This window comes from Streptomyces sp. NPDC088706 (assembly GCF_044752765.1).
GTDB lineage: Bacteria > Actinomycetota > Actinomycetes > Streptomycetales > Streptomycetaceae > Streptomyces.
The window spans coordinates 40,268-61,652 of the sequence record NZ_JBIVLW010000007.1 but is presented as its reverse complement, the minus strand read 5'-3'; the positions used below and the strand labels follow the sequence as shown (position 1 = coordinate 61,652).

At 72.6% G+C, this 21,385-nt stretch carries 21 protein-coding genes and 1 pseudogene; 14 read left to right on the top strand and 8 right to left on the bottom strand.

Features of this window, described 5'->3' with window-relative positions:
* Positions 1-23: 23 nt before the first annotated feature.
* Genes ACIQAK_RS18505 through ACIQAK_RS18495 form a run of 3 tightly spaced genes read right to left on the bottom strand, consistent with a single transcriptional unit; the run spans position 24 to position 3,159 of the window.
* Positions 24-1,082, bottom strand: coding sequence for an iron ABC transporter permease (locus ACIQAK_RS18505; protein WP_366389205.1), 1,059 nt, complete (start codon positions 1,080-1,082; stop codon positions 24-26).
* Positions 1,079-2,146: an iron ABC transporter permease gene (locus ACIQAK_RS18500; protein WP_366389206.1), complete on the bottom strand. Its 1,068-nt coding sequence runs from the start codon at positions 2,144-2,146 to the stop codon at positions 1,079-1,081. The genes ACIQAK_RS18505 and ACIQAK_RS18500 overlap by 4 nt, the downstream gene beginning before the upstream one ends.
* A gap of 32 nt (positions 2,147-2,178) precedes the next feature.
* On the bottom strand, positions 2,179-3,159 hold the full coding sequence (locus ACIQAK_RS18495) for an ABC transporter substrate-binding protein (protein ID WP_366389207.1): 981 nt from the start codon (positions 3,157-3,159) through the stop codon (positions 2,179-2,181).
* A 174-nt stretch (positions 3,160-3,333) separates the two neighbouring features.
* Between ACIQAK_RS18495 and ACIQAK_RS18490 the strand changes: the two genes are divergently transcribed.
* Positions 3,334-4,599: a hypothetical protein gene (locus ACIQAK_RS18490; RefSeq protein ID WP_366389208.1), complete on the top strand. Its 1,266-nt coding sequence runs from the start codon at positions 3,334-3,336 to the stop codon at positions 4,597-4,599.
* Between the two features lie 97 nt (positions 4,600-4,696).
* Entirely contained in the window at positions 4,697-4,867 is a 171-nt protein-coding gene (gene rpmF, locus ACIQAK_RS18485) for a 50S ribosomal protein L32 (RefSeq protein WP_366389209.1), read from the top strand.
* Positions 4,868-4,951: 84 nt separating this feature from the next.
* On the opposite strand, the gene rpsN is transcribed toward rpmF, so the two are convergent.
* Positions 4,952-5,257 (bottom strand): 30S ribosomal protein S14, encoded by a 306-nt coding sequence (rpsN, locus tag ACIQAK_RS18480; RefSeq protein ID WP_366389210.1) that lies wholly within the window; start codon positions 5,255-5,257, stop codon positions 4,952-4,954.
* Complete coding sequence (gene rpmB, locus ACIQAK_RS18475) at positions 5,257-5,493, bottom strand: 50S ribosomal protein L28 (protein ID WP_366389211.1); 237 nt, start codon at positions 5,491-5,493, stop codon at positions 5,257-5,259. Before rpmB ends, rpsN begins: the two co-directional genes overlap by 1 nt.
* 69 nt (positions 5,494-5,562) lie before the next feature.
* Here rpmB and rpmG point away from each other — a divergent pair, with 69 nt between their 5' ends.
* The 5 genes from rpmG (at position 5,563) to ACIQAK_RS18450 (ending at position 9,197) form a co-directional block, all read left to right on the top strand.
* Positions 5,563-5,727 carry a 50S ribosomal protein L33 gene (gene rpmG, locus ACIQAK_RS18470; RefSeq protein WP_366389212.1) on the top strand — a complete coding sequence of 55 codons (165 nt, stop codon included), beginning with the start codon at positions 5,563-5,565 and terminating at the stop codon, positions 5,725-5,727.
* Positions 5,728-5,782: 55 nt separating this feature from the next.
* Positions 5,783-6,037: a type B 50S ribosomal protein L31 gene (locus ACIQAK_RS18465; protein ID WP_018512979.1), complete on the top strand. Its 255-nt coding sequence runs from the start codon at positions 5,783-5,785 to the stop codon at positions 6,035-6,037.
* A 20-nt stretch (positions 6,038-6,057) separates the two neighbouring features.
* Positions 6,058-7,191 (top strand): GTP-binding protein, encoded by a 1,134-nt coding sequence (locus ACIQAK_RS18460; protein WP_366389213.1) that lies wholly within the window; start codon positions 6,058-6,060, stop codon positions 7,189-7,191.
* A 47-nt stretch (positions 7,192-7,238) separates the two neighbouring features.
* A complete protein-coding gene (gene rpsR / locus ACIQAK_RS18455) occupies positions 7,239-7,481 on the top strand; it encodes a 30S ribosomal protein S18 (RefSeq protein ID WP_366389214.1) in 243 nt (80 codons plus the stop codon).
* Between the two features lie 78 nt (positions 7,482-7,559).
* A complete protein-coding gene (locus ACIQAK_RS18450; protein WP_366389215.1) occupies positions 7,560-9,197 on the top strand; it encodes an MFS transporter in 1,638 nt (545 codons plus the stop codon).
* Here the strand turns inward: ACIQAK_RS18450 and ACIQAK_RS18445 are convergent.
* Positions 9,185-9,628 (bottom strand): subtilase-type protease inhibitor, encoded by a 444-nt coding sequence (locus ACIQAK_RS18445; RefSeq protein WP_366389216.1) that lies wholly within the window; start codon positions 9,626-9,628, stop codon positions 9,185-9,187. The two genes, ACIQAK_RS18450 and ACIQAK_RS18445, sit on opposite strands and share 13 nt — an antisense overlap.
* Before the next feature lie 391 nt (positions 9,629-10,019).
* Between ACIQAK_RS18445 and ACIQAK_RS18440 the strand changes: the two genes are divergently transcribed.
* The 3 genes from ACIQAK_RS18440 to ACIQAK_RS18430 are packed head-to-tail and all read left to right on the top strand — an operon-like array spanning position 10,020 to position 14,055.
* Positions 10,020-10,931 (top strand): ABC transporter ATP-binding protein, encoded by a 912-nt coding sequence (locus ACIQAK_RS18440; RefSeq protein WP_366389217.1) that lies wholly within the window; start codon positions 10,020-10,022, stop codon positions 10,929-10,931.
* Positions 10,931-11,905, top strand: coding sequence for an iron-siderophore ABC transporter substrate-binding protein (locus ACIQAK_RS18435; protein ID WP_366389357.1), 975 nt, complete (start codon positions 10,931-10,933; stop codon positions 11,903-11,905). The genes ACIQAK_RS18440 and ACIQAK_RS18435 overlap by 1 nt, the downstream gene beginning before the upstream one ends.
* Before the next feature lie 2 nt (positions 11,906-11,907).
* On the top strand, positions 11,908-14,055 hold the full coding sequence (locus ACIQAK_RS18430) for an iron ABC transporter permease (RefSeq protein WP_366389218.1): 2,148 nt from the start codon (positions 11,908-11,910) through the stop codon (positions 14,053-14,055).
* A 120-nt stretch (positions 14,056-14,175) separates the two neighbouring features.
* On the opposite strand, the gene ACIQAK_RS18425 is transcribed toward ACIQAK_RS18430, so the two are convergent.
* Positions 14,176-15,369, bottom strand: a complete 1,194-nt coding sequence (locus tag ACIQAK_RS18425; RefSeq protein WP_366389219.1) for an MFS transporter — start codon at positions 15,367-15,369, stop codon at positions 14,176-14,178.
* A pseudogene (locus ACIQAK_RS18420) lies at positions 15,366-15,710 on the bottom strand (nuclear transport factor 2 family protein); the annotation flags it as partial. The gene ACIQAK_RS18425 and the pseudogene ACIQAK_RS18420, both read right to left, overlap by 4 nt.
* Positions 15,711-15,976: 266 nt before the next feature.
* Between ACIQAK_RS18420 and ACIQAK_RS18415 the strand changes: the two are divergent.
* From ACIQAK_RS18415 to ACIQAK_RS18400, 4 genes are all read left to right on the top strand, one after another.
* Positions 15,977-16,705 (top strand): hypothetical protein, encoded by a 729-nt coding sequence (locus tag ACIQAK_RS18415; protein WP_366389220.1) that lies wholly within the window; start codon positions 15,977-15,979, stop codon positions 16,703-16,705.
* A gap of 137 nt (positions 16,706-16,842) precedes the next feature.
* The gene (locus ACIQAK_RS18410) at positions 16,843-18,543 is read left to right on the top strand and encodes an alpha-glucosidase (RefSeq protein ID WP_366389221.1); all 1,701 of its coding nucleotides are present in this window, start codon (positions 16,843-16,845) and stop codon (positions 18,541-18,543) included.
* 42 nt (positions 18,544-18,585) lie between these two features.
* Positions 18,586-19,581, top strand: a complete 996-nt coding sequence (locus ACIQAK_RS18405; RefSeq protein ID WP_366389222.1) for a TIGR03885 family FMN-dependent LLM class oxidoreductase — start codon at positions 18,586-18,588, stop codon at positions 19,579-19,581.
* Positions 19,578-21,272 carry an alpha-amylase family protein gene (locus ACIQAK_RS18400; protein ID WP_366389223.1) on the top strand — a complete coding sequence of 565 codons (1,695 nt, stop codon included), beginning with the start codon at positions 19,578-19,580 and terminating at the stop codon, positions 21,270-21,272. The genes ACIQAK_RS18405 and ACIQAK_RS18400 overlap by 4 nt, the downstream gene beginning before the upstream one ends.
* Positions 21,273-21,385: the final 113 nt, after the last annotated feature.

Sequence of the window (21,385 nt, the reverse complement as noted above, 5' to 3'; positions counted from 1 at the left end):
TGCCATGTCCGGCCGCCTCCCCGTCATCGTTCGTCCGTCCGTCGCCGTGCCACGATCAGCAGCAGCCCCGCCCCGAGAGAGGTGGTCAGCGCGCCGACCGGCAGGGTCAGCCGGTCCGCGTCGAGCGCCACCACAAGGAGCCGGGAGAGCAGTTGGGCCGCCGCGTCCGCCCCGCACACCACCACCGCGCCGAGCAGCGCGGCGCCGGGCAGGGTGATGCGCAGGTCGGCCCCGAAGACGGCCAGCGCCAGATGCGGCACCAGCAGCCCGACGAAGCCGAGGGCGCCCACGGCCGAGACGGCGCCGGCCGTCAGGGCCACCGCACACACGAGCGCGGCGGCGCGGCCCCGCCCGGCGTCCAGTCCGGCGGCCGAGGCCTGCTCGTCACCGCAGCGCAGCAGGGTCAGCGGTGCGGAGAGCAGCCACGCGGCGGCTCCCCAGGCCGCGGCCCACGGCCACAGCAGGTGCCAGTGCTGCCAGACCCGGCCCTCGGTGGAGCCGATCAACCACTGCACCACGCTGCCGAGTTCGCCCGGGGCCACCAGGAGGACGACGGCGGTGAGGCCGGCGAGGACCGCCGACACCAGCACCCCGTAGACGGCGGTCCGCTCGGGGTCGCCCTTCTCCCGTCCCGCGAGCAGCCAGAGCAGTCCCGCGCCCGCGAACCCGCCGAGGCAGGCCGCCACGACGACCGCCGTCGGGGACTCCCAGCCGGCCAGGCCGAGGCCCGTGGCGGCGACCGCACCGAGGACCGCGCCGGGGGTGACCCCGGTGACCTCGGGCCCGGCCAGCGGATTGCGCAGGGCCGACTGGAGGACGAGCCCGGCGACTCCTAGGCTCGCCCCGGCGACCAGCGCCACCAGCAGGCGGGGCAAACGGAGTTGGAGGACGATGTGTTCGGCCATCGGGTCGCCGCCACCGCCGAGGAGTACGGCCCGCACCCCCTCGCCCGTGACGCCCCGCCCCACGAACAGGTCCGCGCAGGCGACGGCGCATACCAGGACCGCCAGGGCGCCCATCCGGACAGCCGGTGAGCGCCAGGCCCGCCGGGGTGGTGCGGGCGCCACTTCCAGGACGCTCATCGTTCCGCCTTCCGCAGGAGAGGTACGGGGTCGTCGACGGGGCGGCCTCCGGGCTGCCCGCCCTGCACCGGCAGGGCGGGCCGGATCGGCCCTCGGCTCTTCGCCGCCCGCCGCCCCCGCTTCAGCAGCACCACCCCGACCGGCACACCGACCAGGGCCGTCCACGCGCCGACGGGCGTCTCGACCGGTGCGAGCGCCAGCCGCGCGGGCTGGTCCGCGCAGAGCACCACGACCGCCCCGCACAGCGCGGACCGGACGAGCCAGCCCGCGGCACCGCCGTCCGGCCGCAGCCGTCGGGCGAGGTGGGGCGCGAGGAAGCCGACCCAGGCGACCGGGCCGCAGACCGCCACCACGGGGGCGATCAGGACGACGGCGATGCCCAGCGCCGCGACCCGCGCGCGTTCGACGCGTACGCCGAGGGCGCGGGCGTCGTCGTCGCCGAGCCGCAGCACACCGAGCACCGGCACACAGAGCACGAGCGCCGGGACGGCGACGGCCAGCCAGGGCAGCAGACCGGTGACGTCGTCCCAGGTGCGGGCGGACAGACTGCCCAGCAGATAGCGGTAGATGAGCTGGAGATCGAGCTGGTCGGCCATCACCATGAGCACCAGCAGTCCGGCCTGGAGCGCTGCCGCGACGGCGGCCCCGGTCAGCAGCACGGACGACGGGCTGCGGCCGAACCCGGCGGCCACCAGGGTGAGCAGTCCGCCGAACGCGGCCCCGGCCAGAGCGAGGAAGGGCTGGAGCCCGAGCGGTACGGAGAGGGCCAGTACCAGCGGTGCCGCGACCCCGAGCGCGGCGCCGGAGGAGACGCCGAGCATCTCCGGGACGGCGAGCGGATTGCGCAGCGCCTCCTGGAGGACGAGCCCCGCGGCGCCGAGGCAGGCGCCGGCGGCCAGCGCCAACACCATGCGGGGCAGCCGCAGTTCGGTGACGACGAGGCCCGCGAGGCCGTCGGACCCCAGGGTGGTCAGGAGCCGGCCGGGCGGGACGTACGGCGTACCGAGACTGAGGGCGCACACCGCGCCCACCACCGCCGCCACCGTCAGACAGACCGGCGCCACGGGCAGCCATCCGAGCGTGGTCCGGCGGCCCCTCACCGCAGTGCGGCCGTCGCCTCGTCGAGGACGACGCCCAGGGACCGGGTGCCGCGTCCCTTGGCCCAGACCTCGGAGTCGACCTCGATGACCTTGCCGTTCTTCACCGCCGGGATCCGCGACCAGAGCGGGTTCTCGGCGAGCTTGTCGGAGAGCTTGCCGTCCGGGGCGCCGAAGGAGAGCGTCTCCACGAACAGGACGTCGATGTCCCGGGCGAGGATCTCCTCCAGGCTGTAGGACCCGTCGACTCCCCGGCTCTTCCAGGGGTAGTGGGAGATCTTCGGGAAGAGTCCGGCGGCCACGTCGGTCTCCGGGGTGGCCACGCCGAAGTTCTCGTCGCTGCCGAAGATGATCAGCGCTGTCCTGTCGCTCCTGGCCTCCTCGGCCTTCGCCAGGCGGGCGCGGAACGTCTGCTCCGCCTTCTCGCCCTCCTCCGTACGGCCGGTGAGTGCGGCCAGGTCCCGCAGGTAGCCGACGCTGTCCTTCCAGGAGCCGGGCTGCACCGGCCAGAAGGTGGTGGCGCCCTTCAGTGCGGGGGCGAGCTTGCCGTGGGTGTCCTCCAGGCCGATCACCAGGTCGGGCCGGTGGGAGAGGATCGCCTCGACCTCGGGGCTGAGGAAGCCGCCGGGCACGACGGGGACCTTCGCCGCCTTCTCCTTGCCCAGGAACTCCGGGTGCGCGAGCACCGCGGAGTTGGTGGCGGTGGGGGTCATGCCCAGCTCGACGAGGATGTCGTCGCAGAGGGCGACCAGGCAGACGATCTTCCGCGGGGCCTTGTCCAGGGAGACCGTGACGCCCTTGGCGTCGGTGATCTCGGTGGCGGCCTTGATGGGCCGCACCTCGGTGCTCGTACGGGGCCCGGCCCCGGCCGCGGGTTCGGCGGTCCCGGATTCGCCGCCCGACGTTCCGCAGCCGGCCAGCAGCCCTCCCAGTACGGCGATCGCGGCCCAGCGGCGGACTCTCAGTGCGGTGCGTGGCATCGGCTCGTCCCTCAGTTTCTGTACGGCCCCGGGAAGGAGGCAGGTGCGACGGCGGGGCCCCGGGAGCCATCCCCACCACAGAGCGGACCTTACACATGATTATCATTTCCAATAAAGCGGGCCAAGGCTTCCCGCCGGACCGCCGGACCCATCGACCGCCCTCAGGAGCGCCGCATGCCCCACCCTCCCCATCCGCCACCCCGCCTTCTGGTCGCCGACCAAGTCGCCGGGCGCATCAGCCTGTTGGACCTCCCGGACGGCGGCGAACGGGCGGCACTGAACCACCGGCACCTCGCCGAGCACGCCGGGTTCCTCGCCCTGCCGGACGATCTGGTCGCCTGCGTGGACGACCGGGCGGGCGAGCTGCTGGTCCTCGATCCGTACGGCCCCGACACCGGCCGGCCCCTGGTCCGGCGCCGGGTGCCGGTCGCCGTACCCGCCGAACACCTGGCGGCCGCGCCGGGCGGCCGGCACCTCGCGGTGACCACCGGTCTCGGGCGTAACCAGGAGGCCTGGACCGGGCTCCTGACGGTCCTCGACCTCGACGCACCGGACGGAGCCGTCGCCGTACGCGTACGGGGCCGGACCGGCGAGCCGGGTGTCACGGTCCTCGGCGGGGCGTCGCCGCTCGTGGTGCTGCGCCACCGGGAGCCCGGCGAACTCCTGGTCCACCGGCACCGGGACCTGATGGCCGCACCCCCTTCGTGCCCGCCGGTGGAGCCCGTCCGGCGCATCGGGCTGCCGGACGCCGACGGGCACGGGGACGCCTACGACCCGGTCACCGGGCGGGTGTTCGCCGCGGCGGGCTCGGGCGTGCACCGGGTCCGGCACGACGGCGAGAGGCTCACGCCGGAGCCGCCCCTCCCTTGGGTCGCCGACGGACGGACCGGAGGCCGGGGCTACTACCTGCGGCTGGACCCCGTACGGCGCACCCTCTGGTCCTGCGTACGCGGCGGGCCCACCGCGCCGGGGCGATGGCCGGAATGGACCAACGACGCCTGGTGGCACGGGCTGGACACGGGCACCACGGGGAGGCTGGAGCTGGGCCCCGGACTGGTGTTCCGCCTCGCCGTGACCGCCCGCCACATCGCGTACTCCCGCGTCCACCCGGACGGCGACGAACTGATCCTGCTGGCCGCGCCCACCGCCCCCGGGGCCCGGCCGCACCTCACCGCCCGCCTCCCGCTGCCCGCGATGTCCGGTGCGCCCCGGCGCGGCGGCACCCCGTGGGACGGCGTCCAGCGGCGGGCGATCGCCGCCTCTCCCTGCGCCGGCCTGGTCGCGGTCAGCCGGGGCGGCCACGGCGAGGTGCACCTCTTCGACGCCGACCGGGCGGAGCCGGTGACCACCCTCGCCCTCCCCACGCCGCTCGACGACGGTGGCCACCTCGCCCTGATCGCCCCCGGCGACGGGGCGCACGCGGACCTCGTGGGGCGGTGACCGGCCACCGCACGGATCACACCTTGGAAACGACTTCCATTTCCATATACGGTCAGCAGCAGTCGGTCCTACCGGACCCCACCTCCAGGAGAGACCCGTGGCAGTTCCGAAGCGGAAGATGTCCCGCAGCAACACCCGTCACCGGCGCGCCCAGTGGAAGGCCACCACACCGCAGCTCGTCGCGGTGACGATCGAGGGCACCGTCCACCAGGTGCCGCAGCGGCTGGTGAAGGCGTACGAGCGCGGCCTGATCCGGCCGCAGGGCTGAGCCCGCACGGCACACAGAGGGGCGGGTGGTGGCGCGGCACGATCGCCGCGTCACCACCCGCCCCTCGTCGCGCTCAGGCCGGCGTCACCAGGAGGACTTGGTCACCCCGGGCAGGAATCCGGCGTGCGCCTGTTCGCGCATCCGGACCCGGGAGAGGCCGAAGGTGCGCAGATACCCCCGGGGCCTGCCGTCGACACTGTCCCGGTTGCGCACCCGCGTGGCGCTGGCGTCACGTGGCTGGCGCCGCAACTCCGCGAGGACGGCGGCACGTTCGGCCGCCGGAGTGCCGGGTCGGCGGACGATCTCCTTCAGTTCGGCCCGGCGGGCCGCGTACCGCTCGACGATCACCTTGCGCTTCTCGTTCTGCGCGATCCTGCTCTTCTTCGCCATCAGACCTTCCCTCCTCGCGCGCGGATGCGGGCGACCGCCGCTTCGATGCCGAGCACGTCGATCGTCCTGATCGCCCGCGCGCTGAGGGTGAGCCGCACATGGCGCCCCTCACCGGGGAGCCAGTACCGCTTGCGCTGGACATTCGGGTCGAACCGGCGTGACGTACGGCGGTGCGAGTGGGAAATGGCGTTGCCGAATCCCGGCTTGGAGCCGGTCAGTTGGCAGTGGGCGGACACGGACGTTACCTGCCTCTCATCGATGCATCCATTATTGAAAATGGAAACCATTGCCATATAGTAGCGCCCATGGTTCGCAACGAAGTACGCCCGGTCATCAAGCTGCGCTCCACCGCGGGGACCGGCTGCACCTACGTCACCCGCAAGAACCGCCGGAACGACCCCGACCGCATGGTGCTGCGCAAGTACGACCCGGTCGCCCGCCGGCATGTCGACTTCCGCGAGGAGCGCTGAGGGCTCTCCCTCTCCCGGCCCGCCCCGCAGCAACCCCGACCGCTAGGACCCCCTCATGAAGCCCGGAATCCACCCCGCCTACGGCCCCGTCGTCTTCCGCGACAAGGCCGCCGACTTCGCCTTCCTCACCCGCTCCACGCTGACCAGCGAGAAGACCGTCGAGTGGGAGGACGGCCGCACCTACCCGGTCGTCGATGTGGAGATCTCCTCCGCGAGCCACCCCTTCTACACCGGCACCGCCCGCGTCCTGGACACCGCCGGCCGCGTCGAGCGCTTCGAGCGCCGGTACGGGCGGGGTGAGGCCCGGTGACGGAGGAACAGCGGCGGAAAATGCCCGTCGTCATCGTCTGCGGGCTGCACGCGGAGGTGCGGCGCGAGGTGGTGGAGGCGCTGCTCTCGACGGTTCCGCACAGCGTCGCGCTCCACCACGACCTGTCCACGGCGACCGACGGGACCGTACGCCGAACCCTGCGGGACACCACCGGGGAGCTGTCCGCGGGCGAGACTCCCCTGGTCAACGACTGCGCGTGCTGTGCGCTTCGGGAGGACCTGGTCCCCGAACTGCGACGGCTGGCGGACAGCGGGCTGACCCGGCTGGCCGTCCTGGAGCTCTGGGACTCCGTGGAGCCGAAGTCGATGGCCGAGGTCATCGCGGTGCACGGGGGTGACAGCTTCGAGGTCACGAGTGTGATCACCGCGGTCGACCCCACCCTCGTCCTGCCGTGCCTCACCAACGGCGACGACCTGGCGGAGGCCGGTCTCGCGGCGGCCCCCGCCGACCAGCGGACCATCGGGGACACCTGGGCCCGGCAGGTGGAGTACGCCCCGGTCCTGGCCGTGGCCGACAGCCCGGCGGCCGATGACGAGGACCGTGCGCTGATCCGTCAGATGAACCCGATGGCACGTCAGGTCGCTGCGGATGCATCGGAGTTGGCACGGCTCGCCGTCGCCGGTTTCGATGTCGAGGCGGCTGCCGCAGGTCAGCATCCTGCCTGTGCGCTGCTGCCGCAGGAGGCGGAGGAGGCCGGGGTCTCCACGCTCGTCTGGCGGCGTCACCGTCCCTTCCACCCCGAGCGCCTCTACCACGCGCTGGAGGACCTGTGCTGTGCGGCGGCCCGCAGCCGGGGCCGGTTCTGGCTCGCGGACCGGCCCGACACCCTGCTCTCCTGGGACGCGGCGGGCGGCGCCCTCTGCGTGGAGAACACCGGCCCCTACCTCGCCTCCCTCCCGGACGCGGCCTGGGCCCTGGTGCCGCCCTACCGGCAGGCCGCGGCCGCGCTGGACTGGCATCCCGAGCACGGCGACCGCTGCCAGCACCTGGTCTTCGTCTCCCCCGGCCTGGACCGCGACGGGCTGACCGGGCTGCTGGAGTCGTGCCTGCTCAGCGACGAGGAGTACCGGGCGGGTCGGGAGGCGTGGAAGAGCCTGCCCGCCGCGTTCGACGCGCTCCTGGACCCGGCGTGAACCGGCGAGCCACCCCCGTACCCCAACCACCCGCACAAGGAACCCCGATGGCACGCAAGCAGGACCCCCGTAGGCCCCTCAAGACCCGCCCCAACCCGCTGGACGCGGCGAGGATCACGTACATCGACTACAAGGACACCGATCTGCTGCGGAAGTTCATCTCCGACCGCGGCAAGATCCGCAGCCGCAGGGTGAGCCGGGTGAGCGCCCAGCAGCAGCGGCAGCTCGCCGCGGCCATCAAGAACGCCCGTGAGATGGCGCTGCTGCCGTACTCCGGTTCCGGCAAGTAGCCCGCCGTCGCCCCTGTCAGGACAGGGGCGGGGGCCGCTCGGGATGCAGCACCGTGGCGGGCCGAGCACCATGAACGTATGAACACAGACACCTCCAAAGGGGACGGCTCGGAGTCGGCGCCGTCAGGCCCGGCGGCCTCAGGCCGCCGGGCCGGATCCCCGAATCAGAGCCTCGCTCTCGCGGCCATGCTGTTCGCCGTGTCGATGACCTTCATCGACCAGACGATCGTCGCCATCGCCGCTCCTGACATCATCGACGAACTGGGCCTCACCTCCACGCAGATGCAGTGGGTCGTCAACGCCTACCTGCTGACCCTGGCCGCGTTCTTCGCGCTGGGCGGGCGGCTGTCCGACATCTTCGGGCACCGCCGGGTGATGCTGATCGGCACGCTCGTGTTCGTCATCGCCTCCGCGATGTGCGGGGCCGTGCCGTCCGGGGACTTCGCGCAGGTGTGGCTGATCGGATTCCGTGCCGTGCAGGGCATCGGCGCCGCGCTGATGTTCCCGGCCGCGCTGGCCGTGGTCATCGCGGTGTTCCCGGTGGAGCGGCGCGGGCGGGCGCTGGCGCTGTTCTTCGGGCTCTCCGGGGCCCTCACCGCGGTGGGACCGCTGCTCGGTGGCTGGCTCACCGCCTGGACGTGGCGCGCGATCTTCTGGGTCAACGTGCCCATCGCCGTCATCGCCATCGTGCTGACGCTGCTGGCGCGCGTCCCGGAGCGATCCCGGCGCGAGCGGCTGGATGTTCCCGGTGCCGTGCTCGTGGCGGTCGGGATGGGCCTGACGGTGCTGGGCCTGCAACAGGCGTCGACCTGGGGCTGGAGCTCCGTCGCCACCTGGGCGTGCATCGTGGTCGGGCTGCTGGTGCTGGCGTTCTTCTGCTGGTTCGAACTGCGCGCGCGGGTCCCGCTCGTCAAGCTCCGGGTCTTCCGGGACCGGGCCTTCCAGATCGACACCGCGGTGCTGTTCTTCTCGATGATGGCGTTCGTCCCGGTCTTCTTCTTCGCCTCCGTGTACGCGCAGGTCTCGCTGAGCGCCTCGCCGAACCAGGCGGCCCTGTACCTGCTGTACTTCTTCATCGGCTTCGGCCTCGCCTCCCAGTGGGGTGGCCGCATCCTGGACAAGCGCGGTGCCCGTCCCGCGCTGAAGCTGGGCACCGCCCTCGGCGCGGTCGGATTCTTCCTGTGGGCCGGGAAGTTGACGACGCTCTCCATGCACGACCAGTGGCTGTACGCGGCGATGGCCGGCGCCGGGATCGGCCTCCTGCTGGCGCCGGCCTCGACCGACGCCGTGAACCGGGCGATCGGCGCCTCCTACGGTGAGGTCACCGGGATCACCCAGACCGTGCGCAACTTCGCCGCCAGCATCGGACTCGCCGTGTTCGGGACGGTGTTGACGCACCGGACGATCACGAACGTGGACGGCACGCTGCGGGACAAGGGTGTGCCCGAAGGTGCGGCGAGCGACGCCGCGGAGTCGGTCGCCCAGGCGGTGACCGGCCAGGCGGACACCCGAGGGCCTTCCGGGTCCGGTCCGGTGGCCGATGCGGTGAAGGACTCGATGCAGGCGATCCGGATGGACTTCGCCCAGGCCAACCAGTGGGTGTTCTACGGGATGGCGATCGTGCTGGCCATCGCCTTCCTGTTCGCGCTGCGTCACCCGGGGACCCGGGTGACGCAGGATGCCACCGCCGGCGAGGAACAGGCTCAGAAGGAGTAGACGGCGCTGCCGTTCATGCTGCCCGCCAGCTCGCAGGCGTTGCCGTAGGTGGTGGAGAACGTGACGCGCTTGCCGTGCCAGACGCCGTGGGCGGTGATCACCACGGGGTTCCACTGCCGGGTACACATGCGGTCGGGCGAGGTCCGGGCCAGCTGGGTGAACCGGCCGTCGACCGACTCCAGTTCCTCGCAGGCGGCTTCCGGATCGGGGTGGGTGCCCTCGGCGGTCGGAGCGCAGGTGAGCGTGACCGCCCGCTGGACCGTCGCGGTGAGCGGGTCCTCGCCCTGCGCCACCGTGAGGACGAGCGCGGAGGGCGCGTAGAGGCTCTCCGCCTTCGCCGGGGCCGCGTGGGCGGAGGTGGCGGCGAGGCCGCCGAAGACCAGGGTGCTCGCGGCGATGGTTGCGAAGATGGCGTGACAGTTGTGTCGCATGAGTGAAAACTCCTCGATCGGGTGGTGATTGCGGTCAGGAGTCTTGCGTATGCGGAAAGTAGGCGCACATCGACAGCCCGCTTCCAGCCGTAGACGTTCGTTCGAACCGACCGGATGGTCGTTCGGGCAGCTCACACGGGCCGCGAGGCTCGTCCAGCATATGGACACCCTTCGTCGGTTCAATGGGAAACGACCCCCTGACCTGCGGCGATCTCGAAACGACGGGAAACCTCCACGGGTCGCTTCGACTGGAAAGCAACGCCGTTCGGGCGTATCGGCGCCCCTTCGGCCGCCCCCGCAGACCACCGGCGGCCCGCAGCGCCGCATCTCGGAACAGGCACTTCCGTATAGCGGCTACCGAGCCGAAATGAGGTTAGGTTAGCCTCACCTCGTGATCGCTCCTGCCCACGACTGTGAAGACAGCCCGCCGCTCCGGCGCACCGCGCCCGACCCCGCCGCGGAACCCGACAGCCCGCTCGGCCTCGACGCCCGCGACGTGACCGTCGCGTACGACCGGACCGACGTCGTCCACGGGGCCGACCTCCGGCTGCCGCACGGTCGTGTCACCGCCCTGATCGGGCCGAACGGCAGCGGAAAGTCCACGTTGCTGCGCGCGGTCGCCCGGCTGCACAAGGCCCGTACCGGCACCGTGACCGTGCCGGACCCCGACGGCACCGAGTCGGTGGACGCCTTCGCCCTGTCGCGCAACGACTTCGCGCGCCGCATCACCCTGCTCGCCCAGAGCCGTAACGCCCCGGCGGGACTCAGCGTGCGCGACGTGGTGGCATTCGGCCGCCACCCCTACCGCGGGCGGCTGCGCGGGAACGACCCCGACGGCGTCCGGCTGATCGACCACGCGCTCGCCGTCACCAACCTCACCGACTTCGCCGACCGGGGCGTCGAGAGCCTCTCCGGCGGTCAGCTGCAGCGTGTCTGGTTCGCCTGCTGCCTCGCACAGGACACCGACGTGCTGCTGCTCGACGAACCGACGACCTACCTCGACCTGCGCTACCAGGTGGAGATCCTCGATCTCGTACGCGATCTCGCCGACACCCACGGCGTGACCGTCGGGGTCGTCCTGCACGACCTGGACCAGGCCGCCGCCGTGGCGGACCAGGTCGTCCTCCTCTCGTCGGGGCGGATAGCCGCCGCCGGCACGCCCGCGGAGGTCTACGACTCCGAGCGGCTGACCCAGACCTACGGCATCCGGATCGACGTCGAACCGGATCCCTCCACCGGCATCCCGCGCACCCGCGCGGTGGGCCGCCACCACCTCCGTACCGAAAGGCCCGCAACCCCGTGATGAAGAACCCGTACATGAAGTGGCCCGTCCTCGCCGCCACGGCCGCTCTCGCCCTCGCGGGGTGCGGCACCACCGAGGCTCCGAAGAAGGAGTCCGCCAAGGAGAGTTCGGTGACGGTCACCGACTCCCGCGGCAAGAAGGTCACGCTCGACGGCCCGGCCAAGCGCGTCGTCGGCACCGAGTGGAACGTCGTCGAGACGCTGGTGACGCTCGGCGTGCAGCCGGTCGGCGTGGCCGACGTCAAGGGCTACACGGCGTACGACACCTCCGCGCCGCTCACCAAGGGCGTCAAGGACATAGGCACCCGGGGCGAGCCCAGCGTCGCCACCGTGGCCGGTCTCAAGCCCGACCTCATCGTGGCCACCAGCGACCTGTCCGACTCCGCGATCGCCCAGCTGTCCAAGGCCGCGCCGGTCGTCGTGGTGCGCTCGGCCGACGCGAGCCGGCAGATCGACCAGATGGTGGACAACGTCAACCTCATCGCCGAGGCCACCGGCACCGAGGAGAAGGCGAAGGCCGAGGTCGCCTCGTTCCGCAAGGCGGTCGCCGACGGCAGGAAGAAGCTCGCTGCCGCGGGTCTCGACGGCAAGGAAGTCGCCTTCGCCGACGGCTGGCAGGAGGGCAACCAGGTCTCGGTGCGCCCGTACGTCAAGGGCTCGCTGCTCTCGGACGTGAACACCGAACTCGGCCTGGTCGACCCGTGGAAGCTGAAGGGCGACAAGGCCTACGGTCTCGCAGCCACCGACGTCGAGGGCCTGACGAAGATCGGCGACGCGCGGTTCGCGTACATCGCCAACGACGCCGACGCCGGCGACCCGTTCGCCGACGGCCTCAAGGGCAACGCCGTGTGGAAGTCGCTGCCGTTCGTGAAGAACGACCAGGTCCACCGGCTGCCGGACGGCATCTGGATGTTCGGCGGAACCGCGTCCATGCGCGACTACATCGACGCGCTCGTCGGCGCTCTGACCGCCTGACCATGAGCACCCGCACCACACCCGCTCCGCCCGCCCCCGTGCACACGGGGGCGGGCGCGTCCGGTCCGGCCGGGGCGCCGTCCCCGGCCGGGACCGGCCGCCCGGCCCGCCGCGGCCGGATGATCCTCCTCGCACTCGCCGCGCTCCTGGCCCTCGCCGCCCTCGCGGTCGTCCACCTGGGTCAGGGCACCGCCGCCGTCGACCTGCACACGCTCTGGCAGCTGCTCACGGGAGCGGCGTCGGACCGGACCGCCGACGAGCAGAGCGCCGCCGTGGTCCTGGACTCCCGGCTGCCCCGGCTCGCGGCGGGGCTCCTCGTCGGCTGCGCGCTCGGCGCGGCGGGCGCGGCCCTGCAGTCGGTGTCGCGCAACATGCTGGCCTCCCCCGACACGCTGGCCGTGAACGCGGGCGCGTATCTCGCGGTCGTCGCGGTCGCCGCGTTCGGCATCACGCTGCCCGCGCTCCCGGCGGGCGGCACGGCCTTCCTCGGCGGGCTGCTGGCGGCGGGCGTCGTGCTCGGCCTGTCGCGGGCGGGCGCCGGTCCGATCCGGCTGGTGCTGGCGGGCTCCGCGCTCACCCTCGCCTTCAGCGGTCTCAGCGGGACGCTGCTGCTCCTGCGCTCCCAGCAGACGACCGGGCTGTTCGCCTGGGGCGAAGGTTCGCTCGCCCAGATCGGTATGCAGTCCATCGACCGGCTGACCCCCGTCGCACTCCTGGCGTTCGCCGGGCTGATGCTGATGGGCCGGCGGCTGGACATCCTCGCGCTCGGTGACGACGGTGCGGCGGTCGTGGGCGTCAGCCCCCGGCTGACGCGCAGTGTGGCGGTGGTCCTCGCCGTGGTGCTGGCGGCGGTGTCCGTCACGGTGGCGGGGCCGGTCGGTTTCGTCGGCCTGTGCGCGCCGGCCGGGGTCCGCCTGCTCAGCACGTGGGTCCCCGGCCTGGTGCGCCACCGCGCGTTCATCCCGGCGTCGGCGCTCGCGGGTGTGCTCGTGGTGCTCGGCGCGGACGTGCTGCTGCGCGCGGTGTTCGGCGCGCAGGCGGGCGCCGAGGTGCCCACCGGGATCGTCACGACCTGCTTCGGCGCACTCGTCCTGGTCATCCTGGCCTACCGGTCGCGCGACATGGGGTCGGACAGCCCCTCCACGGCGTTCGCCCGGCTGCGCGGCCGGCGCGCGTTCGTCCTCACCGGGGTGGCGGCGGTCGTGGGGCTGCTGGGCGCGGTGGTCGCGGCGACGCTCCTCGGCGATGCCACGCTGCTCCTGGGCGATGTGGTGAACTGGATCGGCGGCCGGTCGGGGCGGTTCACGACGTACGTCCTCGACACCCGCGTCCCCCGGGTCGCCGCCGCCCTGCTGGCCGGTGCGGCGCTGGCGGTGGCCGGTGCCGTCGTCCAGGCGGTGTCGCGTAATCCGCTCGCCGAGCCGGGTGTCCTCGGCGTGGTCAGTGGAGCGGGGGTCGGGGCGGTCACCATCCTCACCGTCGTACCGCTGGCGAGCTTCTGGCTGATCAGCGGCTCCGCGCTGGCCGGTGCGGCGGCCACGGCCGCGCTGGTGTTCGGTCTGGCCGCACGCCGTGGGCTGGAGCAGAACCGTCTGGTGCTGATCGGCATGGGGGTCCACGCGGGTGCGGGTGCCTGCGTGAGCCTGCTGATCGTGCTCACCGACCCGTACAACGCGACGAAGGCGCTGGCCTGGCTCGGCGGGTCGACGTACGGGCGCACGTTCCCGGAACTGATCCCGGTCATGGTGGCGCTCGCCGCCGCGCTGCCGGCGCTGGCCGTGATGCGCCGCGACCTGGATCTGATCGGGCTGGACGGCGACACGCCACGTCTGCTCGGCATCCGCCTGGGTGCCACCCGGCTGGCTCTGCTGAGCATCGCCGTCGTCCTGACCGCCGGTGCCGTGGCGGCCGTCGGCGTGATCGGTTTCGTCGGTCTGGTCGCGCCGCACGCGGCACGGGCCCTGGTGGGCCGACGGCATGTGCGGGTCATCCCGGTGAGCGCGCTGCTCGGCGCGCTGCTGGTGGTCGTCTCCGACACGGTCGGCCGGACGATCATCGCCCCGGCGCAGATCCCGGTGGGCCTGCTCACCGCCGTGATCGGCGCTCCGTACTTCATCTGGCTGCTCTGGAGGTCCCGCGGCGAGGGATGAGGGGCGCCCGACGAGGGGCTGCCGGGGCCGGTGAGGTAGGGAGCGCACCGGGCCGGGCAGCCCCTTCGTGCCGGGCGGCGGGTTCGTGACCGGCCGGTACGGTGCCGATTCCCGCGTACGTCAACCGCCGGCCGGAGGCCTGCGGGCCAGATGCGGGCCGACGCCCAGGGCCAGGACCAGCACACAGCCGGCGAAGGTCAGCCCGGCGTCCCTGAGCCCGAGCCAGAGGGTCAGGGCGCCCACGCCCACCACCGGCAGCGAGATGCCCAGGTAGGCGACGACGAAGAACGCGGACACCGTCGCGGCCCGGTGCTCGACCGGTGCCGCCCCGCTGATCGCCGTCACCGCACCGCGGAACGCGAGCCCCTGGCCCAGGCCGCCGCACAGCGCACCGACGACGAGCAGGGGCAGCGAGGCGACCAGCAACGAGGCCGCCACCAGCACGAGTCCGGCGACCAGGACGAAGCACCCGCCCGGCAGGGCCCGCCGCTGCCCCACGCGCCCCATGAGCGCCTGACCGGCCGTCGAGGCGAGGAAGACGGAGAAGACGACGAGTCCGGCCAGGGCGAGGTTGTGCACGTCGAGCGTCTCGGCCACGAACGCCGGGGCGACCGCCGTGAAGAGGCCCAGCAGGGAGAACCCGGCGAAGGCGGCCAGCGCCGAGGGCGCGAACACGCCGCGCACCTGCGGTGGGACCGCGACCCCCTGTGGGCGCGGCCTCGGGCGCCGTACGCGGGGGGCGACCGTCTCGGGCAGCCGCCAGGTCAGCACGGCGGCCGCGCCGATCAGCGCCAGGTGCACCACGAAGGGGAGCCGCAGGGGCCAGGGGGCGTACTGGGCGAGCGGCCCCGCCAGGAGCGGACCGCACCCCAGGCCGCCCATGTTCGCGGCGGTCGCGGCCAGACCGGCTCTCGCCGTCCGTTCCGGTGGTGCGAGTTCCATCACCGTGACGGTCGCGGCGCCGCTGAGCAGCCCGGCGGCGAACCCCGACAGCAGGCGGCCCGCGAACAGGGCCGGCAGCCCGCCCTCGAAGAGGAAGCACAGTGCGCTGACCGCCGAGAGGCCCAGGGCGGCGAGCAGGACGGGCCGTCGGCCCGTCGAGTCGGAGACGTTCCCGGCGAGGAGCAGGGTGGCGATGACGCCCAGGGCGTAGACGGCGAAGACGACCGTCACCATCAGCTCGGAGAACCCGAGTTCTTCCCGGTAGAGCCCGTACAGCGGGGTCGGCAGCGTGGTGCCCGCCATGCCGATGGCGAAGACGGCGGCGGCCGCCGGATAACCCGGCCGCTTCCCGCCGCGCGGCGAGGGGCTCATGAATCCGTGGGAGGGGCGGCGGCGGGGGTGATGTGGCTCAGCACGCACCGCCAGTGGCCGTCGCGCTCCACGAAGACGTCCGTGGTCCACTCGTCGGCGTCGAAGCGGCGGCCACCGTAGTGCGCGGTGTTCGTGATCCGGGCGGTGACCACGGCGGTGTGCCCGTGGACGCGGATTCTGGGCGGGGTGATGGCCTCCATCGCCGAGTGGGTCAGCCGGCCGGAGGCGACGAGGGACAGGAACGCGTCGCGGTCCGTGATGCCGGACTCGGAGACGATGACCCACTCGTCCGCCATGAAGGCCGCGACGCGTGCGGCGTCGTTCGTGACGATCGCGGCGGTCGGGGGTCGGCCAGGCCCGGTCTCCGCTGTCTCCCATTTTCCGAGCGTAGCCGCGCGCGGCTACGCTCGGCCGCAGATCATGGACGTGGCGCCGGGGCGGAAGGCACGGGCGACACCCGCTGCTGCGGGTGGCCGGCCGCTTCGTCGGTGTATTCCGCCGGGTTCACGGCCGTGCCCGGGCCGGCACCGGTCCGGCTACGATGAAGATCGACACCAGGGCCGCCGGAGCTGAGCGGGCGGCCCGACCGGACGGGCGGACCTGATCCATGGACAACTCTCCCTGCGTGGACCGCGACGCGGCCCCCGACCGCTACGGCCGCCTGCGCGTACACGCGGACGGGCTCGGCCCGGCCGAGTGGCTGACCGGACGCACCGAGGCGGAGGGCGGTTTCGGCAGGGTGGCGGGGGTCGCCGCCCCGGGTTTCGCCGCCTACGCCCGCGTGCTGCACCCCGCGGAGCTGGAGGGCCGGCCCGTGCGCTGGGCCGACGTGGGCGCGGCGTACGGGCGCGCACCGGGTCCGCGCACCCGCTGGCACGAGCTGATCGGCGCGGACGCCGACGACCTGAACGGTACGGAACTGGGCCTGCCCGGTGTCTGGGACGAGCACGCGGCCGAGGGCCCGACCCCGCCGGACGTCGCCCGCGCGCTGATCCCCGTGCTGGCCCGGCACACGGCCACCGCCGGGAGGTGCTGGTTCGGCCTGTGGCACGGTTACGGGCGGTGGGACTTCGACCGCTTCCCCGTCTTCCTCGCACCCGGCCGCGAGGAGGTGCTGCTCTCCGGGGCGCTGGAGGACGCGGTATCCCCGGTGGAACGGGACGAGTTCGCCGAGCTGCCCGACCTGTGGTGGCCCGAGGACCGCGCGTGGTGCGTCGGCGGGGACGTGGACCTGATGAGCACCTACGTCGGCGGGTCGCCGGAACTGCTCGCCGACCTGCTGGCGGCTCCGGGTCTTGAGGCGTACGCGGTGGGTCCGCGCGATCGGGTGGGCTGAGGCTGTACCCGGGGGGGGCCGTTGACGACCGGCCGGGCCGGAGCGGGCCGGCGGCATCGAGTGTCGTCCGGTGAACCGGCGTGTCCGGGGAAGGGAATCGACGTTCCCTGATTCCCGAGGCGAAGGAGCGACCTCCTATGGTGGCCGACACCGATACGCAGGGCGGCGGCCCGTGGTGGAAGTCCGCGGTCGTCTACCAGGTCTACCCCCGCAGCTTCGCCGACGCGGACGGTGACGGCGTCGGCGACCTGGCGGGGCTCACGGGCCGGCTGGACCACCTCGCGGAGCTGGGCGTCGACGTGGTGTGGCTGTCCCCCGTCTACCCGTCGCCAGGGGACGACAACGGCTACGACATCAGCGACTACCAGGACATCGACCCCGTCTTCGGTGACCTGGCGGCCTTCGACCGGTTGCTGGCCGCCGTGCACCGGCGCGGGATGAGACTGGTGATGGACCTGGTCGTCAATCACACGTCCGACGAGCATCCCTGGTTCCAGGAGTCGCGCGATCCGGACAGCCCGAAACGTGACTGGTACTGGTGGCGCCCACCGCGCGAGGGCGGCGAACCCAACAACTGGGGCTCGTTCTTCTCCGGTTCGGCCTGGGCGCACGACGCGACGAGCGACGCGTACTACCTCCACCTCTTCTCGCCGAAACAGCCGGATCTCAACTGGGAGAACCCCGACCTGCGCGAGGCCGTGTACGCCATGATGCGCTGGTGGCTGGAGCGCGGCGTGGACGGGTTCCGGATGGACGTCGTCAACCTCATCTCCAAGGATCCAAGGCTGCCCGACGGCGTACTGCGCGGCGACGGCCCGTACGGCGACGGCTCCCCCCACTACATCTGCGGCCCGCGCATCCACGACTACCTCCAGGAGATGCACCGGGAGGTGATGGCCCGGTATCCCGGCCGCCTGCTCACCGTCGGAGAGATGCCCGGGGTGACCGTCGAGCAGGCCCGGCTGTTCACCGACCCGGAGCGCGCCGAACTCGACATGGTCTTCCAGTTCGAGCACGTCGGACTCGACCACGGCAGGGACAAGTTCGATCTCCGACCGCTGCGGCTGACCGATCTCAAGGCGTCCCTGGGCCGCTGGCAGACCGGCCTCGCGGACGTCGGGTGGAACAGTCTGTACTGGAACAACCACGACCAGCCCCGTGTGGTCTCCCGGTTCGGCGACGACGGGCCCCGCCACCGGACGCGGTCGGCGAAGATGCTGGCCACCGTGCTCCACCTGCACCGGGGCACGCCGTACATCTACCAGGGCGAAGAACTGGGCATGGCCAACGCGCCGCTGCGCACCATCGAGGACTTCCGGGACATCGAGTCCCTGAACCACTACGCGCAGGCGCTGCGCGCGGGAGCGCGGCCCGAGGACATCCTGCCCGGCCTCCGGGCGATGGGCCGGGACAACGCCCGTACCCCCATGCAGTGGGACGCCTCGCCGGGTGCCGGGTTCACCACCGGCACCCCCTGGCTGCCGGTCAACCCCGACCACACCGACGTCAACGCCACCGCCGCACGCGCCGATCCCGACTCCGTCTACCACCACTACCGGCGGCTGATCGCCCTGCGGCACCGTGAACCGGCGGTCGTGCACGGCGACTTCACCATGCTGCTCCCGGACGACGAACGGATCTACGCCTTCACCCGCCGCTACGGACACACGCAGCTGCTCGTCGCCGGAAACTTCACCGGTGAGACGGTCTCCGTGGACATGCCCGAGGGCTGGGAGGGCGCCGAACTCGTCCTGGGCAACGGTCCGTCCGCTCCCGCGGCGCCCGGCCGACTGGTGCTCGCGCCGTGGGAGGCGAGGGTGCACCGGCAGATGCTCTGACCCCGCGTCGATGATCCCGGTGGCACCGGGTACGCGCACCCCATGACCGTCTACGGATTCCACGCCTCGCACGAACAGGTCCCTCCCGCCGACCTGCTGGCCGCGGCCGTCCACGCGGAGAGCGCCGGCTTCACCGCCGCGATGTGCTCGGACCACTTCTCGCCCTGGAGTGTCCGGCAGGGTGAGTCCGGCTTCGCGTGGTCCTGGCTCGGCGCCGCGCTCCAGGCCACCGACCATGTCCCCTTCGGAGTCGTCAACGCACCGGGTCAGCGCTACCACCCGGCGATCATCGCTCAGGCCATCGGCAGCCTCGCCGCCATGTACCCGGGCCGCTTCTGGGCGGCGCTGGGCAGTGGGGAGGCCTCCAACGAGCACATCACCGGCGCGCGCTGGCCCCGTAAGGACGTCCGCAACGCACGGCTGCGCGAATGCGTCGACATCATCCGGGCGCTGCTGCGGGGCGAGGAGGTGAGCCACGACGGGCTGGTGGTGGACCGGGCCCGGCTGTGGACCCGCCCCGAGACCGTTCCGCCGCTGGTGGGCGCCGCGTGCAGCGAGGCCACCGCCCGCTGGTGCGCGGAGTGGGCCGACGGTCTGATCACCGTCAACGCGCCGCACGAGAAGCTGCGCCGGATCGTGGACGCCTACCGCTCCGCCGGTGGCGTCGGCCGGCTGCACCTCCAGGTCCACCTGAGCTGGGACCGTGACCTGGAGACCGCCCGTGGTCTCGCCCACGACCAGTGGCGCACCAACGTCCACGGTCCGCCGGTGAGCTGGGATCTGGACTCGGCGGAGCTGTTCGACAGCGTCAGCGAACACGTCACGCCCGAGCGGGTCGCCGAGTCCGTCAACATCTCGGCGGACCTCGGCCAGCACGCGGCCTGGCTCCAGGAGTATGCCGACCTCGGGTTCGACGCGGTCATGCTGCACCACGTCGGCCGGGAACAGGCCGCCTTCATCGACGCGTTCGGCGCCGAGGTGCTGCCGCGCCTCGATGTGACCCGTCCCGAGGCCTACCGCGCGGAGAGTGCCCGATGAGGCTGACCCGCACCTCCGACCTGTGGTGGAAGAACGCCGTCGTGTACTGCCTGGACGTCGAGACCTATCAGGACGGCGACGGCGACGGGACCGGCGATTTCGCCGGTCTGACCCAGCGGATCGACCATCTGGTGCGCCTGGGTGTCACCTGTGTGTGGCTGATGCCCTTCTATCCGACCCGGGAGCGCGACGACGGCTACGACATCACCGACTTCTACGGCGTCGACCCGCGGCTGGGCACGCTCGGCGACTTCACCGAGTTCGTGCGGACCGCCCGTGACCGGGGTATCCGGGTCATCGCCGACCTGGTGGTCAACCACACCTCCGACCACCACCCGTGGTTCCAGGACGCCCGTTCCAGCCGCACCTCCGCCCACCGCGACTGGTACGTCTGGTGCGACACTCCGCCCGAGGACGGCCCCGAGGGCGTGGTCTTCCCCGACGCCGAGCGCAGTGTGTGGGAGCTGGAGGAGACCACCGGCCAGTACTACCTGCACCGCTTCTTCAAGCAGCAGCCCGACCTCAACGTCGCCAACCCCGCGGTACGCGACGAGATAGCCCGCATCATGGGTTTCTGGACGCAGCTGGGCCTGTCCGGCTTCCGCGTCGACGCGGTCCCGTTCCTGCTGGAGACCGACGGCCAGGCGGATGCGGACCACCTGCCCGACCCGCACGAGTACCTCGCCGACCTGCGGGCCTTCCTCGGGCGTCGCAACGGTGAAGCGGTGCTGCTGGGCGAGGTCAACCTGCCCTATGCCGACACCGCCACGTTCTTCGGGGAGCCGGAGTCCGGCCGGGGCGACGAGCTGACCATGTGCTTCGACTTCATCGGTATGCAGCGGATGTACCTGTCGATGGCCCGGGGCGAGGCGGGGCCGCTGGCCGACGCCTTGCGAGAGCGCCCCCTCGCCCCCCGCGACGCGCACTGGGCGACCTTCGTGCGCAACCACGACGAGCTGACGCTCGACAAGCTCGACGACGACGAGCGCGCCGAGGTGTTCGCGGCGTTCGGCCCCGAGAAGGACATGCAGCTCTACGGCCGTGGCCTGCGCCGCAGGCTGCCGCCGATGGTGGCGGGCGACCGGCGCCGGGTCGAACTGGCCTACAGCCTGCTCTTCACCCTGCCGGGCACACCCGTGCTCTTCTACGGCGAGGAGATCGGCATGGGGGAGAACCTCAGCGCCGAGGGCCGCCAGGCCGTACGTACGCCGATGCAGTGGACCCCCGACAAGGGCGGTGGCTTCTCCACCGCGGAGTCCGGCGCTCTGCCCAACCCGGTCGTGGAGGGCGCGTTCGGACCGAAGCGCGTCAATGTGCACGACCAGACGCGCGACCCGGATTCGCTGCTCGGACGGATGCGGACGCTCATCGAGCGGTACCGCGAGGCACCCGAGCTGGCCTGGGGCACGTACGAGGTGCTCGACGCCGGCGATCCCGGCGTGCTGGCCCACATCAGTTCGCTGCCGGAAGGGGCGGTGCTGGCGGTGCACAACTTCGCCGACCGGGCGGTCACGGCGACCACGGCGGTCCCCGGGCTGAGGGGCGGCCGCCTGCTCACCGACCTCTTCACCGGCGACACCGTGAAGGCGACGGCCGGCGGTCTGGTCAGCACCGAGCTGGAGCCGTACGGCTATCGCTGGCTGCGGGTGAACACCCCGCTGGACGACCCGGATCGTACGACCGCCGTCTGAGGAAGCCGGCCTGGCGCCAGGCCGCCGCAGGAGGGGTGAGCGGCGGTGGGGCGCTTCGGCGTCGTGCCCCACCGCCGTCACCGGCCCCGTGGTGGGGCCGGTCCCGGGGTCAC

What these genes read in the sequence shown, in the direction of transcription:
- ACIQAK_RS18460 (WP_366389213.1), top strand. Translation starts at nt 6,058, where the DNA reads ATGCCCGTCGTCATCGTCTGCGGGCTGCACGCGGAGGTGCGGCGCGAG.
- ACIQAK_RS18430 (WP_366389218.1), top strand. Translation starts at nt 11,908, where the DNA reads ATGAGCACCCGCACCACACCCGCTCCGCCCGCCCCCGTGCACACGGGG.
- ACIQAK_RS18465 (WP_018512979.1), top strand. Translation starts at nt 5,783, where the DNA reads ATGAAGCCCGGAATCCACCCCGCCTACGGCCCCGTCGTCTTCCGCGAC.
- rpmG (WP_366389212.1), top strand. Translation starts at nt 5,563, where the DNA reads ATGGTTCGCAACGAAGTACGCCCGGTCATCAAGCTGCGCTCCACCGCG.
- ACIQAK_RS18450 (WP_366389215.1), top strand. Translation starts at nt 7,560, where the DNA reads ATGAACACAGACACCTCCAAAGGGGACGGCTCGGAGTCGGCGCCGTCA.
- ACIQAK_RS18435 (WP_366389357.1), top strand. Translation starts at nt 10,931, where the DNA reads ATGAAGAACCCGTACATGAAGTGGCCCGTCCTCGCCGCCACGGCCGCT.
- ACIQAK_RS18425 (WP_366389219.1), bottom strand. Translation starts at nt 15,369, where the DNA reads ATGAGCCCCTCGCCGCGCGGCGGGAAGCGGCCGGGTTATCCGGCGGCC.
- ACIQAK_RS18410 (WP_366389221.1), top strand. Translation starts at nt 16,843, where the DNA reads ATGGTGGCCGACACCGATACGCAGGGCGGCGGCCCGTGGTGGAAGTCC.
- rpsR (WP_366389214.1), top strand. Translation starts at nt 7,239, where the DNA reads ATGGCACGCAAGCAGGACCCCCGTAGGCCCCTCAAGACCCGCCCCAAC.
- ACIQAK_RS18505 (WP_366389205.1), bottom strand. Translation starts at nt 1,082, where the DNA reads ATGAGCGTCCTGGAAGTGGCGCCCGCACCACCCCGGCGGGCCTGGCGC.
- ACIQAK_RS18405 (WP_366389222.1), top strand. Translation starts at nt 18,586, where the DNA reads ATGACCGTCTACGGATTCCACGCCTCGCACGAACAGGTCCCTCCCGCC.
- ACIQAK_RS18445 (WP_366389216.1), bottom strand. Translation starts at nt 9,628, where the DNA reads ATGCGACACAACTGTCACGCCATCTTCGCAACCATCGCCGCGAGCACC.
- ACIQAK_RS18490 (WP_366389208.1), top strand. Translation starts at nt 3,334, where the DNA reads ATGCCCCACCCTCCCCATCCGCCACCCCGCCTTCTGGTCGCCGACCAA.
- ACIQAK_RS18415 (WP_366389220.1), top strand. Translation starts at nt 15,977, where the DNA reads ATGGACAACTCTCCCTGCGTGGACCGCGACGCGGCCCCCGACCGCTAC.
- ACIQAK_RS18495 (WP_366389207.1), bottom strand. Translation starts at nt 3,159, where the DNA reads ATGCCACGCACCGCACTGAGAGTCCGCCGCTGGGCCGCGATCGCCGTA.
- ACIQAK_RS18400 (WP_366389223.1), top strand. Translation starts at nt 19,578, where the DNA reads ATGAGGCTGACCCGCACCTCCGACCTGTGGTGGAAGAACGCCGTCGTG.
- rpsN (WP_366389210.1), bottom strand. Translation starts at nt 5,257, where the DNA reads ATGGCGAAGAAGAGCAGGATCGCGCAGAACGAGAAGCGCAAGGTGATC.